This is a genomic window from Agrobacterium sp. SORGH_AS_0440 (genome assembly GCF_031453135.1).
Lineage (GTDB): Bacteria > Pseudomonadota > Alphaproteobacteria > Rhizobiales > Rhizobiaceae > Agrobacterium > Agrobacterium pusense.
In genome coordinates this window covers 1,139,862-1,152,978 of the sequence record NZ_JAVIYR010000002.1, presented here as the reverse complement: position 1 = coordinate 1,152,978, position 13,117 = coordinate 1,139,862, and the positions used below count along the sequence as shown (strand labels likewise).

13 protein-coding genes are annotated in these 13,117 nt (G+C 59.1%); 6 read left to right on the top strand and 7 right to left on the bottom strand.

The window, feature by feature from the left end; all coding sequences use genetic code 11:
- Nucleotides 1-13: 13 nt before the first annotated feature.
- A complete protein-coding gene (locus QE453_RS14945; protein ID WP_309777358.1) occupies nt 14-658 on the bottom strand; it encodes a dihydrofolate reductase family protein in 645 nt (214 codons plus the stop codon).
- Nucleotides 659-712: 54 nt separating this feature from the next.
- On the bottom strand, nt 713-1,600 hold the full coding sequence (locus QE453_RS14940) for a DUF4344 domain-containing metallopeptidase (protein ID WP_112555038.1): 888 nt from the start codon (nt 1,598-1,600) through the stop codon (nt 713-715).
- A gap of 162 nt (nt 1,601-1,762) precedes the next feature.
- Between QE453_RS14940 and QE453_RS14935 the strand changes: the two genes are divergently transcribed.
- The 3 genes from QE453_RS14935 (at nt 1,763) to QE453_RS14925 (ending at nt 4,861) form a co-directional block, all read left to right on the top strand.
- Entirely contained in the window at nt 1,763-2,230 is a 468-nt protein-coding gene (locus tag QE453_RS14935; RefSeq protein WP_006697955.1) for a DUF1203 domain-containing protein, read from the top strand.
- Between the two features lie 99 nt (nt 2,231-2,329).
- Nucleotides 2,330-2,665 carry a PilZ domain-containing protein gene (locus tag QE453_RS14930; protein WP_004441225.1) on the top strand — a complete coding sequence of 112 codons (336 nt, stop codon included), beginning with the start codon at nt 2,330-2,332 and terminating at the stop codon, nt 2,663-2,665.
- A 207-nt stretch (nt 2,666-2,872) separates the two neighbouring features.
- The gene (locus QE453_RS14925) at nt 2,873-4,861 is read left to right on the top strand and encodes a bifunctional 2',3'-cyclic-nucleotide 2'-phosphodiesterase/3'-nucleotidase (RefSeq protein WP_037089026.1); all 1,989 of its coding nucleotides are present in this window, start codon (nt 2,873-2,875) and stop codon (nt 4,859-4,861) included.
- A gap of 42 nt (nt 4,862-4,903) precedes the next feature.
- On the opposite strand, the gene QE453_RS14920 is transcribed toward QE453_RS14925, so the two are convergent.
- Entirely contained in the window at nt 4,904-5,446 is a 543-nt protein-coding gene (locus QE453_RS14920) for a DUF2087 domain-containing protein (RefSeq protein WP_309777357.1), read from the bottom strand.
- A 273-nt stretch (nt 5,447-5,719) separates the two neighbouring features.
- Nucleotides 5,720-6,688 carry a LysR family transcriptional regulator gene (locus QE453_RS14915; protein ID WP_309777356.1) on the bottom strand — a complete coding sequence of 323 codons (969 nt, stop codon included), beginning with the start codon at nt 6,686-6,688 and terminating at the stop codon, nt 5,720-5,722.
- A 150-nt stretch (nt 6,689-6,838) separates the two neighbouring features.
- Between QE453_RS14915 and QE453_RS14910 the strand changes: the two genes are divergently transcribed.
- Nucleotides 6,839-7,456 carry an FMN-dependent NADH-azoreductase gene (locus tag QE453_RS14910; protein ID WP_004441220.1) on the top strand — a complete coding sequence of 206 codons (618 nt, stop codon included), beginning with the start codon at nt 6,839-6,841 and terminating at the stop codon, nt 7,454-7,456.
- Between the two features lie 189 nt (nt 7,457-7,645).
- On the opposite strand, the gene QE453_RS14905 is transcribed toward QE453_RS14910, so the two are convergent.
- Nucleotides 7,646-7,957 (bottom strand): HlyU family transcriptional regulator, encoded by a 312-nt coding sequence (locus QE453_RS14905; protein WP_309777355.1) that lies wholly within the window; start codon nt 7,955-7,957, stop codon nt 7,646-7,648.
- A gap of 70 nt (nt 7,958-8,027) precedes the next feature.
- Complete coding sequence (gene ilvA / locus QE453_RS14900) at nt 8,028-9,302, bottom strand: threonine ammonia-lyase (RefSeq protein WP_004441216.1); 1,275 nt, start codon at nt 9,300-9,302, stop codon at nt 8,028-8,030.
- Nucleotides 9,303-9,382: 80 nt separating this feature from the next.
- On the opposite strand from ilvA, the gene QE453_RS14895 reads away from it, so the two are divergent.
- A complete protein-coding gene (locus QE453_RS14895) occupies nt 9,383-10,840 on the top strand; it encodes a TrkH family potassium uptake protein (RefSeq protein ID WP_022555999.1) in 1,458 nt (485 codons plus the stop codon).
- A gap of 96 nt (nt 10,841-10,936) precedes the next feature.
- Nucleotides 10,937-11,191 carry a heavy-metal-associated domain-containing protein gene (locus QE453_RS14890; protein ID WP_004441212.1) on the top strand — a complete coding sequence of 85 codons (255 nt, stop codon included), beginning with the start codon at nt 10,937-10,939 and terminating at the stop codon, nt 11,189-11,191.
- Between the two features lie 391 nt (nt 11,192-11,582).
- Here the strand turns inward: QE453_RS14890 and QE453_RS14885 are convergent, their stop codons facing one another.
- On the bottom strand, nt 11,583-13,076 hold the full coding sequence (locus QE453_RS14885) for an ABC transporter substrate-binding protein (protein ID WP_309777353.1): 1,494 nt from the start codon (nt 13,074-13,076) through the stop codon (nt 11,583-11,585).
- Nucleotides 13,077-13,117: the final 41 nt, after the last annotated feature.

Genomic DNA, 13,117 nt, shown 5'->3' with positions numbered 1-13,117 from the left:
AGGGACGCGGCGCTCACGCTTTGTCGATAATCAGATGTGTCGCGCCCTCGCCCGCCACCGTTCCCGTGCAGCGGTAACCGAGGGCGGGCCAATCCATGCCTTCGAATAATTGCTCGCCGCGACCGAGAAAAACCGGCGCCAGCGCCAGATGCAGCTCATCTATCAGGCGCGCCGCTATATATTGCCGGATAGTGGAAACCCCGCCGCCGATGCGGACATCCCTGCCATTTGCCGCCGCCAGCGCCATGTCGAGCGCCGCCTCGATGCCGTCGGTCACGAAATGGAAGACAGTACCGCCCTGCATCGTGAAGGACGGTCGCGCGTGATGCGTCAGGACGAAGACTGGAACATGATAAGGCGGCTCGTCGCCCCACCAGCCTTTCCAGTTTTCATCCGGCCATGCGCCGCGCACCGGCCCGAACATGTTGCGGCCTAAAATCCATGCTCCGATATTTTCAAAGCTCTTTTCGGAAAAATCCTCGTCGGTGCCGGTCGAGCCGCCGCCTTTACCGAACATGCGGTGAAAGGTGCGGGTCTTGAAGGCCCATTGGTGCAACTCTTCACCCTTCACACCCAGCGGGTTCTGCAGACTTTGATCTGGTCCTGCCCCATATCCGTCAAGCGAGATGGCGAAATTGCGAACGACAACCTTCGGCACGGCACTCTCCTCCATCATGAGGAGGCCAGGCTATCGGCGACTGCAACCCTGGCCTCAGATTTCCCGTTCCAGATTAACCGCGGCAGTCGGGATCTGCCCGCCGGCTGCGCCCTTGTCTTCGGTGACCGTGTTCAATAGATGATCGGCAATGAGTTCCGCCTGGAACTTGCCGAGTTCATAACAATAGGTGATCTCGCGCTTTTCCGCCGACCAGTAGACATCGGGGCGACCGCATGACTTGGCCGTCAGCTTCACGTCCCCTTTCAGGCCATAACCGCCAAAGCTGCGGCTGATGAGATCGAGGACCTTCGATTCCTTGATCATGATGGCATAGGGTTCAAGTTCCGGATCGCGCGGCGGCACGTAGCTGACGGAGAACCTGGAAGGCGTCTGACTACGGTGGGGCGCGAGAAAATTCTCCCAGGCCGAAGCGACCGCCGGATAGGCCGCGGCGCATTTGTCAAATTCGGCATTGGGAAGCCCCATCATGGCGGCGAGATCGCCATAACCGTCCTTGTCGCGGCCCACCATCAGGCAGGCCATGTTGCGGTCGCGGCTCCTGTCGGGCACCAACGCGGAGAAGACAGGGGCTTCGTGCTCAGGAAGCGTCTCCGCCTCACGTGCAAGATACCAGCTGTCGGTGGCGTTCACGAGCGCGGTGTCAAGCCATTCTTCATTGGCCTGCAGGATCAGCGTTCCTGCCAGTTGGTCGGCCGGGGCCTGTACACTTCCCGTGTCCGCCGTGCCGAAATCCGAGATCAGCATGCGCGCGCCCTCATGGTAGAGCGAAAAAATCGCGTTGCCGATGACGAAATTGACCGCCTGCTGGAGCTGATCGTCGGACAGGCCGTCGAGACCGGAGGCGACCTGCGCCTCGGCATCAATCGGAGCCGTCAACGATACGAAAGCCAGCGGAACGGCGGCCAGAAAACGACGGAACATAAAATCAGACCTTCCGGGAACGAGGAGCGTCACTGATTCCCGAACCTAACGAGTCACGCAATGGGCTGGTTGCATCAGCTGTCAAGAATCGGGTGGATAGCAGCGCGTTTCGGGACCATAGCTGCAAAGAAGCAACGCCGATCCCAGCCAGAAGAGGCCGCCATGACCAATATCGTTTTCACCGCAATGCCGGCTAAGGACGCCGAGGATTTCCGCGCGGGCGCCGCCGATGCCTATGGCAATCGACCGGAAACAGCCGTTTCTCCCGGCGGCATGCCGTGTCGCCACTGCCTCGACCAGATCGGCGCGGGTGAAGCCATGCTCGTACTCGCCTACCGGCCGTTTCCCTCGCTGCAGCCCTACGCCGAGACGGGGCCGGTCTTCCTGCATGCCGAAGCCTGCGATCGTTATCCACTGACAGATATCCTTCCGCCGATGCTGGACAGCCCCGACTATATCGTGCGCGGATATGGCGACGATGACCGTATTGTCTATGGCACGGGTGCGGTAACGGCCACCGGCGAGATCGTCTCGCGGGCGCGGGCACTTCTGGGGCGCGAAGACGTCGCCTATGTCCACGTCCGTTCCGCACGAAACAATTGTTACCAATGCCGTATCGCCAAAGCATAATCACAGCATTGTCTAGAATTTTAACCGAACGGCTAAACGGGTTTCAAACTTTTACAGGTTAATCTGCACGCATCGGAAACAATTGATTTGAGTAGCAAAATGACAAACAACCTCAATATGGCGACCCGGACCGCGCCTCGCAGCAAGACAAGGATCTTTGCGACTGTGCATTATTTCAGCCAGTCGACCAGAGGACGTGTCGTCGATCTGTCGGCAACCGGAATGGCGCTCGAGCTGGACGGGCCTTTCGCTGCCGCCAAGGGTAGCCGGGTCAAGGTGCAGAGTGAGGATCTGGGCTTCATCGAGGGCGTCGTGCAGTGGCAGCACATGAACCGTCTTGGCCTGCAGCTCAAGCTTTCCACCAACACGCTGGCGCAGCTCTCTTCCTATTTCCGTTTCTTCCACGAAGACGTGAAACCGACACTGGCCCGCTGATCCGGAGCATTACAATGCGCGGAACAAATGACGCGCATTTTCCAGTGCGGCGGGACCTGCGCCGCACGTCACTGACAAAAAATTTATCAAACGGTTGAAAACCGGCCCATCTGTCATGGGCCTGTCATTTTGGTGATGGACTCCTCTGCGATTGCTTCTACCCTGTCGTCTTTAAAGACAGAGCAAGCTTCATCCGAAGGAGTTCCCATGTCGTCGCTTCTCGCCCTCCACCCCATTACCCGGCGCTCACTTCTGGGTGGCATTGCAGCCACTTCGGCGCTCGTGATGTTGCACCCTTTTGCTGCGCGTGCGGCGGCCAACCAGGCGCATCTGCGCATCATGGAAACGACCGACATCCATGTTCACGTCTTTCCCTATGATTATTACGCCGACAAACCGAACGACACGATGGGTCTGGCGCGCACCGCCTCGATCATAGACACCATCCGCGCCGAAGCCGGGAACTCGATGCTGGTGGATAACGGCGACTTCCTGCAGGGCAACCCGCTCGGCGACTATATCGCCTATGAGCGCGGCATGAAGGCCGGCGACAAGCACCCTGTCATCAATGCCATGAACGTCTTGGGCTACGATTGCGGCACGCTCGGCAACCACGAATTCAATTACGGTCTCGACTATATGTCGAACACGCTGGCGGGCGCCGGTTTCCCCTATGTGTGCGCCAACCTCACCAAGGGGCAGCTGGCTTCCGATCCGAAGAACGACGAGCTGTTCTTCAAGCCCTATGTCATTCTGGAAAAACAGATCCGCGATGGCGGCGGCGTCACCAGCCCGGTCAAGGTCGGCATCATCGGTTTCGTGCCGCCTCAGATCATGATGTGGGATTCCAAGAATCTCGAGGGCAAGGCGCAGACGCGTGACATCGTCGAGGCGGCGAAAGCCTGGGTGCCTGTCATGAAGGAGGAAGGCGCGGATATCATCATCGCCCTTTCCCATTCCGGCATCGACGGCAAGGGCCAGACCGAGCGCATGGAAAACGCATCGCTATATCTCGCAGCTGTTGAAGGCATTGATGCGATCTTCACCGGCCACCAGCACCTTGTTTTCCCCGGTCCGAAGACCTGGGACGGCATCGAGGGTGCGGATGCGGTCAAGGGCACGCTGATGGGCAAGCCGGCTGTCATGGCCGGCTTCTGGGGCTCCCATATGGGCCTTATCGACCTGCTGCTTGAAAAGGATGGCAAGAGCTGGAAGATCGTCGACTTCACCTCAGAAGCCCGCCCGATCTACCATCGCGATGAAAATCGCAAGGTCGTTGCTGACTATACTGACAAGCCGGAGGTTCTCGCCGCAGCCAAGGTGGATCACGAAGCGGCCCTTGCCTATGTGCGCCGCCCGGTCGGCAAGACATCCGCGCCGCTCTATTCCTATTTCGCGCTGGTGGCAGACGATCCGTCCGTGCAGATCGTCTCCAACGCCCAGACCTGGTACATCAAGGACATGCTGAAGGAAGGGCAGTATAAGGATCTGCCCGTACTTTCGGCAGCAGCACCGTTCAAATCGGGCGGTCGTGGCGGCGCGGATTATTACACCGATGTCCCCGCCGGTGACATCGCCATCAAGAACGTCGCCGATCTCTATCTTTACCCCAACACGGTGCAGGCAGTGTTGATCAACGGGGCGCAGGTGAAGAACTGGCTGGAAATGTCCGCCGGCATGTTCAATACGGTTGAGGCCGGTGCCAAGGATGCGCCACTGCTCAACCCAGACTTCCCGTCCTATAATTTCGACGTGATCGATGGCGTGACTTATCAGATCGACATTTCCAAACCGGCGAAATTCGACAAGGACGGCAAGGCGGTCAACCCGGACAGCAACCGCATCGTCAATCTGCAGTTCAATGGCAAGCCGATCGATCCCGAACAGAAATTCGTGGTTGCGACCAATAACTACCGTGCAAGCGGCGGCGGCAAATTCCCCGATATCGCCGGCGACAAGGTGATCTTCGTCGCGCCCGATACAAACCGCGACGTGATCGTGCGCTATATCATCGATCAGGGCACCATCAACCCGTCCGCGGATGCCAACTGGTCCTTTGCACCGGTGGAAAACACCACCGCCGTCTTCGAGACCGGGCCCAAGGGACGCCATTACGCAGCCGACATCAAGGGCGCCAGGATCGAGGATGCCGGCGACGGCGCGGAAGGTTTCGCGAAGTTCCGCCTGATTCTTTAACGACAGTGCCCTCCCGGCGACCTGTCGCCGGGAGGTATTTTCCTAGTCGCGCCCAGCCAACGCGCGTAGCAGCATCGGCAGTTCCTGCGGCGGCTTCTGTTCGATACGCCGATAGTCGCTGCCGTCACGGTTACGGCGGATGAGTCTCAGGCCAACCATGTCGCGCCTCAGCATGGCCGCATCCCCGAACAGGTGCAGGCTATCCAGAAAGCTGCTGAATTCTCGCTCGGAAAAACTCTGCCCGGCGGGAATTTTTGCCCAGAGATACCAGAGGCACAGTTCCTGATGCGACCGGCGGGCCGGCCATTGCATCAGCCGGCCGGCGGCATCAAAGACACGAACGGTCTTGAGCACCCTGTCCTCATTGACGGCTGGCAGCAGCTCAGGCTGAGCGGTTGTGCTTTCGGCGGAAGAGATGCGGTCAGCGCGCAGATGCTGGAAATTTCGAAAACCGGCGGCCCGGCTCAGAAGATTGAGCATCTCCACATGGCTCGGCTGGCGGTCCAGCCTGCCGATCTGCTCGCGCACGGATTTGGCAAAGGTCGAGAGATCGGCGATATCAATGGAAAGGATCGAACGTGGCATGACTTACCCTCAAGTGCCATTCCGAAAAGGTGTCGCTGATCGCCGGCTTCCGACAAGGCACGGGATAAGTGCTGTCAAACCATAAATATGCAGGTTTAGCTTCCCATGCGGGACGGCGATGCCTCGGTGAACTGCAGACCGTGATTAGGTATAGGCAGGCGATCCGCCCACGTCAATTGGCCTCTGCGGCATAGCGCCTAGGTTGCCGCGCGTTTCCTCTCCCAGCCGGGGCGAAGAAGCAGGCCCGGCCGGTCCACATATAATTAGCCAATATCACTCAGCGGCGACAGCAATGGACCTCTGTTTGCTGGCAGCAAGCATACCACTGAAATCCTTATGGTTCGGGCAGGCGGACAGGCGCTGCTGAAAAGCCTCGGCGAGCCATTGCCCCGCCGGACCCGCAGGCGAATCCACCCGTCGCAGTGCAAACAGCGGATATTCCCCCTGCTCATAGGCCTCGAGTTCGAGCGCCTTGAGGCTGCCATTGGTAAGATCGTTGCGGACGATCGATGCGGGCAGACCGCCCCAGCCGAGACCGCCCTTGATAAGCTGGTATTTGGTGGCGATGTCGCTGACCCGCCAAGTCTTGTAGGAGAGAACATTGAAATCGCGGCCCTTGGTCAGGCCGGAGGCATCGGTGACGACAAGCTGAACCTCCTCGCGCACGTCGGCGAGAACAAGCGGGCGTTCGATCTGCGCCAGCGGGTGATCCGACGCGACGACCGGCAGCATGAAGGAATGGCCCACCTTTTCGACGACGAGCTCATCATCCTGGCGCAGCATCGCCCCGCCAATGCCGATGCCTGCCTTGCGGGAGAGCACCATGTCCATGACCATGCCCAGCTCGCCAACATTGAGGCTGAGGGCTACGGTTGGGAACTGCGTACGAAAATCCCGCAACACAGCCACCACGGCCTCCGCCGGCACCATGGTGCTGATAGCTACGGAAAGTTCCGCTTCCAGCCCCTGTTTCAGCCCCTTGGCGCGGGCACGCATTTCCTGCAGGCCAGCGACGATGCGCCTTGCATCCTCCAGCATGGCGCGCCCTTCGTCCGTCAGCTTCGGCTGGCGCACCCCGTTGCGCTCGAAAAGCGTAACCTCAAGCTGCGCTTCGAGATTGGCGATGGTGTAACTGACCACCGACTGGGCACGATTGAGCGCCCGCGATGCGGCGGAAAAACTGCCGGTCTCGGCAACCGTCAAGAATACCTGCAATTGATCGAGCGTTGGGTTCGCGTCCATGTCCCATCCATTTCATCGATAGATTGCTTCCACATTATCACAGTTTTCTTGATGGCAGTAATTTTTCATATAGAGCGCAAAGGCAGGGCATCGTGCTCTCCCGCCCTCCCAAGGCGCCCGTCAATTCATCGCATATGCAAGGAAAAGACCATGTCCAACATTCTTCTCATCACCTCCAGCCCGCGCGGCGAGGAATCGGTTTCGAACAAGTTCGCCGGTGAGCTCGCCAGCAAGCTGAAGGCCAAGTCGGCTTCCAACACCCTTGTCCACCGCGATCTCGCAGCTGACCCGATCCCGCATCTCGACACCGTCAAGACAGCCGCAATCCGCAAGGCACCCGATCAGCGCACGGCTGAAGAAGCGGTTGCAGCCGATTATTCCGACAAGCTCGTTGCAGAGCTTCTGGCCGCCGACACCGTCGTCATCGGCACCGGCCTCATCAACTTCAACATCTATTCCGGCCTGAAGTCGTGGATCGACAACGTCGCCCGCGCTGGCCAGACCTTCAAATACACCGAAACCGGCCCGGTCGGTCTCGCCACTGGCAAGAAGGTGTACATCGTCCTGGCGGCTGCCGGCGTTTACTCCGAAGGCCCGGCCGTTTCGATGAACCATGCCGTTCCCTATCTGAAGACCGTTCTCGGCTTCATGGGCATGACCGATGTGGAAGTGATCTACGTCGAGGGTCTGGCTTTCGGCCCCGAAGCAGTCGAAAAGGCTGTAGCGGCTGCCGAAGCCAAGGTGGAAGAACTGGCACAGGCCGCCTGAGGCATTCATTCAAAGGCAATCCCGGCATGACCGCCGGGTATTGACCGAACTCCGTACCGTAACGGCCGTGGACCCTGTCCCGGCCGTTATTCTTTGCCGCGTAGGCCACGCACCTGATTCAGATAACAAAGCATAGAAATGCTGCCGTCCCTGAAGGCCGCATCGTTCAGGCACTCAATGCAGCCGTCATCATTTTCCCGGGAAGAGAGATGAGCCGTTCTGATCGATAATCAGCTTCGCCTTGCGGATGGTGAACTCCACCGCATCATCGAGGCTGGTGAAGACGTCGGCCCGCACGAATTCATGCACCAGCACCTCGTCACCGGCCTTTTTTTCAATACGGCCAGCCAGGCGGAACTGGCCACCTTCCTTGATCGGGGTCGCATAGATCAGATAGTCGCCATGCGCATGCGGTTCTACCTGCGCCGTCTTCTGCGGGGCGTCGGAAGACGGCTGGCCGGAGCCGAAGGCCGAGAGGATTTTGGAAAAAAACGATGCCATGGCTTGCACTCCCTCAATTCGTGTCACGTTTGAAGGGCGGATGACACCCGCCCTTCCCTGCCTCCTCCGATCAGATGATCAGGTTTGACAGGATGTCATTTTCGGTGATGTCCTCATAACCGAGGCCGGCCGCTTCGAAGCGCTCCAGCAGGCCGGCGAAGTTCTCCTTCGCGCTGGTTTCGATGCCGATAAGGATCGAGCCGAAGTTGCGGGCTGATTTCTTCAGATATTCGAAACGGGCGATATCATCATCCGGACCAAGCAGGTTGAGGAAATCGCGAAGCGCACCGGGACGCTGCGGCAGGCGCAGGATGAAGTATTTCTTCACGCCCGTGTAACGCATGGCGCGCTCCTTCACATCCGGCAGGCGCTCGAAATCGAAATTGCCGCCGGAAACCACGGCGACGACCGTTTTGCCTTCCAGCTTTTCGCGGCCGAGCTTTTCCAGCGCGGCGATCGAGAGCGCGCCTGCGGGCTCCAGCACCACGCCTTCGAGATTCAGCATCTCGATGATCGTCACGCAGATGGCATTTTCCGGGATGAGCTGGACCTGATCGGCCGGGAAATCCTTCAGCGCCTTGAAGTTGAGGTCGCCGATGCGGGCGACGGCGGCGCCATCGACAAAATTATCGATCTTGTTCAGCGTCACCGGTTCGCCACGTTCGAGGCTTTTCTTCAGGCTCGGTGCGCCTTCCGGCTCGCAGAACACGAAGTTTTCCTTGCGGACCGTCCCGGCCAAAAATCCGGACAGGCCAGCCGAAAGACCGCCACCGCCGACAGGCATCACGACGATGTCAGGCTTAGTGCCATCCGGGAGCTGGTCCATGATCTCGGCAGCGACAGTTGCCTGGCCCTCGATGATATCCTCATGGTCGAACGGCGGCACCATGTAGCCGTCATTGTCCTGCACGTGCTGGCGGGCAGCAGCGTAACACTGGTCGAATATATCGCCCACCAGACGGATGGAGATGAACTCGCCGCCGAAGATGCGGGTCTTTTCGATCTTCTGCTGCGGTGTGGTCACCGGCATGAAAACAACGCCATGAACGCCGAAATGGCGGCAGGCGAAAGCAAAACCCTGGGCGTGGTTTCCAGCCGAAGCGCAGACGAAAATCTTGCCCTTGCCGGCCTTGGCCACCGCCTTGCGCAGAAAATTGAATGCGCCTCTAATCTTGTAGGAACGAACCGGGGACAGATCCTCACGCTTCAGCCAAATCGACGCGCCATACCGACGGCTGAGATGTTCATTCAACTGCAGCGGCGTTTCCGGGAATATTTCCCGCACTTCCCGCCGCGCTGCTTCCACAAGCTGCTTGTCCACGATAGTCAATCCATTGAAATTCATAATGGCACCCGCTATGCCATAGGAAGGCGTCCGAGACAAAGACTCATTTCAGCGCGGCCACGAACTCCGGGTTTCATTTCTTGAACAGTAACCTTCTGCGCTCGGTCATATATGTAGCGTCCATCTTCGGGCTCTATCTCGCCACGGCCATGTTCCTGCCCGCACTGACGGATCTTTATTACGGCAATGACGACTGGATGGTGTTCGCGCTTTCCGGCTTCATGTGTGGTGGGTTCGCGCTTGCCTGCGCGCTCGCCACGCGCGGGCCGATCGCTTCGTTCAACAAACGTTTCGGCTTTTTGCTCGTCAACCTGCTCTGGCTGGTGTTTTCCATCGTCGGTGCAGTGCCGCTTTATCTGTCCGAACTCGACCTGACGCCGGGCCAGGCGCTTTTCGAGTCCGTCTCAGCCATCACGACGACCGGATCCACCGCCATTTCGGGTCTAGACAATGCGCCGCAGGGTATTCTCCTGTGGCGGTCGCTGCTGTGCTGGCTCGGCGGCATCGGTATTGTCGCACTCGGCCTCTTCATCCTGCCGCTGCTGCGCGTCGGCGGCATGACCTTCTTCCGCATGGAATCCTCCGACACCGGCAACGACCGCCCCTTCGCCCGGCTGGCAAGCTTCACCCGGGCTTTCGTGGCGATCTACATCGTCATGACGCTCGCCTGTACCATCGCTTATGATTTTGCCGGCATGTCGCATTTCGATGCGCTGAACCATGCCATGTCGACGGTTGCGACGGGCGGCTTCTCCACCCATGACGCGTCCTTCGCCTATTTCAACAATACGGCGCTGCTGTGGATCGCCACCATCTTCCTCATCTTCGGCAGCCTGCCGTTCTCGGTCATGATCCTGCTCGCCGTGCGGCGCCGGCTGGAGACGCTGCGCGACCCGCAGATCGCCGTCTTCCTCGGCTACCTCTGTGCGATCTCGGTTGCCGTTGGTGTCTACCACCATTTCAGGAACGGCGTGCCGCTGGATGATGCGCTCAGCCATTCCTTCTTCAACATGACTTCCATCCTGTCGACCGGCGGCTTTGCCAGCGATGACTACACGCTGTGGGGGCCCTTCGTCGTCGTCGTTGCCTTTTTCGCCACTTTCATGGGCGGCTGCTCGGGCTCGACGGCCGGCGGCATCAAGGCCTATCGTTTTCTCATCATCTTCAACGTGGCGCGGGCCGGGCTCAAGAAGCTGATCTATCCGAACGCCGTCTATTCCGTGCGCTACGGCCAGCAGGTGGTCGATCCGGAAACCATCCGCACCATCTTTCTCTTCATCAGCTGTTTCATCGCACTTTGGATTGCCGGCAGTCTGGCCATGAGCCTGATGGGCTATGATTTCCTCACCGCCACCTCGGCTGTGGCGACCTCGCTTGCCAATGTCGGCCCCGGCATCGGCCCGATCATCGGCCCGGCAGGCAATTTCTCCACGATCAGCGAACCGGCGCTCTATCTCCTGTCGATCCTGATGCTGCTGGGGCGTCTGGAAATCCTGACGGTTCTGGTGCTACTGATGCCGATTTTCTGGAAGAGCTGAAATCACTGGCTTTTGGCGAATAAAGCGCTTGACCTTCCCACGTTGGAATAGTCCACGCTCTCCCTGTTACGAATTCCCAATCACGGAGAACCGCCTATGTGCACCGCTCACCAGCATCACCCGGAAACCACTGCCGCACCCGTCAATGCCGACCTTTCTTTCCACGTTGAAGACATGACCTGCGGGCACTGCGCCGGTGTGATCAAGGGTGCGATCGAGAAGACCGTTCCCGGCGCTGCCGTACATGCCGATCCGGCAAGCCGCACAGTCGTGGTTGGCGGCATCTCCGATGCGGCACGTATCGCAGAAATCATCACCGCGGCTGGGTACACGCCGGAAGCACGCGCCTGATCAGACGAGATACCGGCGGCGCTTTCATACAGCCGCCGCCGGATCGCACTGCCTGCCCCGCTTCGCGCTGAATTGTGTGACGGGTTTGGACGGCATCCATCCCTCTCTCCTCCCGGACGGCAAACGCCCTCTCCCTTTCAATCAAGGGTGACGGAGGAGGTTTTCCCTGTTTAATGAAACGAATCTGCCCTCCTCCGTCGTTCCGGCCCTGAGCCGGAATCAAGCTGACGTGCGTCTGCACGGCGGGAAGACTCCTTTAAGTCCAAGGACCTGGGCTGGCTGGATTCCGGCACAGTGCCGGAATGACGGCGGAGAGGTTCAGGGGCCTTCTCATAAAAGAGACCCGGCTCTTGCGAACCGGGCCACACCTCGTCAGCAATGTCACATTGGCTTATTTCACCGCCAGATCCTTGGTCATGATGAAGTAGTTGATCGGATGCGGCCTGAAGTTCTCGACCTTGTCCGAATAGGCGTCGAAAGCCGTCTCGTGGATGAGGTAGACGGTGACCGCTTCATCGTAAACCCTCTTCGCCGCCTCGGCATAGATGGCGTAACGCTTGGCCGGCTCGGCCACCGCATAGGCCGATTTGATCAGCTTGTCCGTCTCTTCGCTGCAATAATGCGAGATGTTGTAACCGCCTGTGCAGGTGTAGTCGGCGTTCAGGAAACCGATCGGCTCTGCAACGTCAGTGGCGTAACCGCGCGACAGAAGAACCATGTCGAAGTTGCCGGACAGGAGATCGGGCTCGATCGCTGTGTAATCGGCAACGCGAACATCGACCTTGATGCCGATTTCCTGCAACTGGGCCTGGATAACGGCGGCAACATCCTTGAGTTCGGTTCTTTCCGTGTAGGCGAGAAGCGTCAACTTCAGGCTGCCGGGAGCAACTCCGGCCTCTTTCAGCAGAGCCTTTGCCTTCTCCAGGTCATAAGCGGGTGTGACGTCTTGCGGCGCCCACGGCTCACCCGGTGCGAAGGGCATCGTTGCGGGCTTCACCACGCCTTCATAGATGCTGTCCGCAATACCGGCGGTATCGATGGCAGCCCGGATCGCCTGCCGAACCTTGATGTCCTTGAAAGGCGCCTTTGAATTATTGAGCAGCATTTCGGTGATCCGCGGCACGGTGATCGGCGCAACCTTGACGCCCTTGGCCGCTTCAACGGTCTTCACTGTCCAAGGCGGGATCATGCGCGAAATCTGCACTTCACCGCTTCTTATCTGGGTGGCGCGCGTATCGGCGTCCGGAATAAAGTTCACGCGGCCGCCCGAAAGCTTCGGCATACCGGCCCAATAGTCATGGTTTGCGGTCAGCTCCATATATTGGTTGGCATCGACCTTGGTAATCTTGAAGGGTCCGGTGCAGGTTCCGATCGGATCGACCTTGCCATCCTTATAGGCTGAAGGCGCGAGGATCGACGTTGCCGGACTTCCCATTTGCGCTGGCAGCAGCACCGATGGCTCGATGGTCGTGATCTTTACGATATCGTCACCATCGGCATCAACAGCGGCGATCAGCTTGGGCGAGAAGGCGCGCGCCGGAACAGGCGCTTTCAGAAGATTGGCGAGTGCATTGACCGCGGCTGCGGCATTGAGCGGCTCACCATTCTGGAATTTCACACCCTTGCGCAGCTTGAATTCCCAGATCTTCGGCGCGGTCTGCGTCCAGGATTCGGCAAGGCCAGGCTCCAGTGTCGCGTCATAACCGACACGAACCAAACTTTCGAAACATCCCGCCCGCGAGCCGAGATAGGCATCGTCGGAAGCCATCTGCCAGCCGGTCTTGACGCCGGTATAATCGTCATAGGTGATCGTTCCGGCTGTCGCCGCATGTGCCCCGAATGAGACAACAACGGCGCACGTCGCCAAAAGTGCGTGCTTCATCATAGAAGATTCCCCTTTTATTTTTGATGACAACGCTCACATCT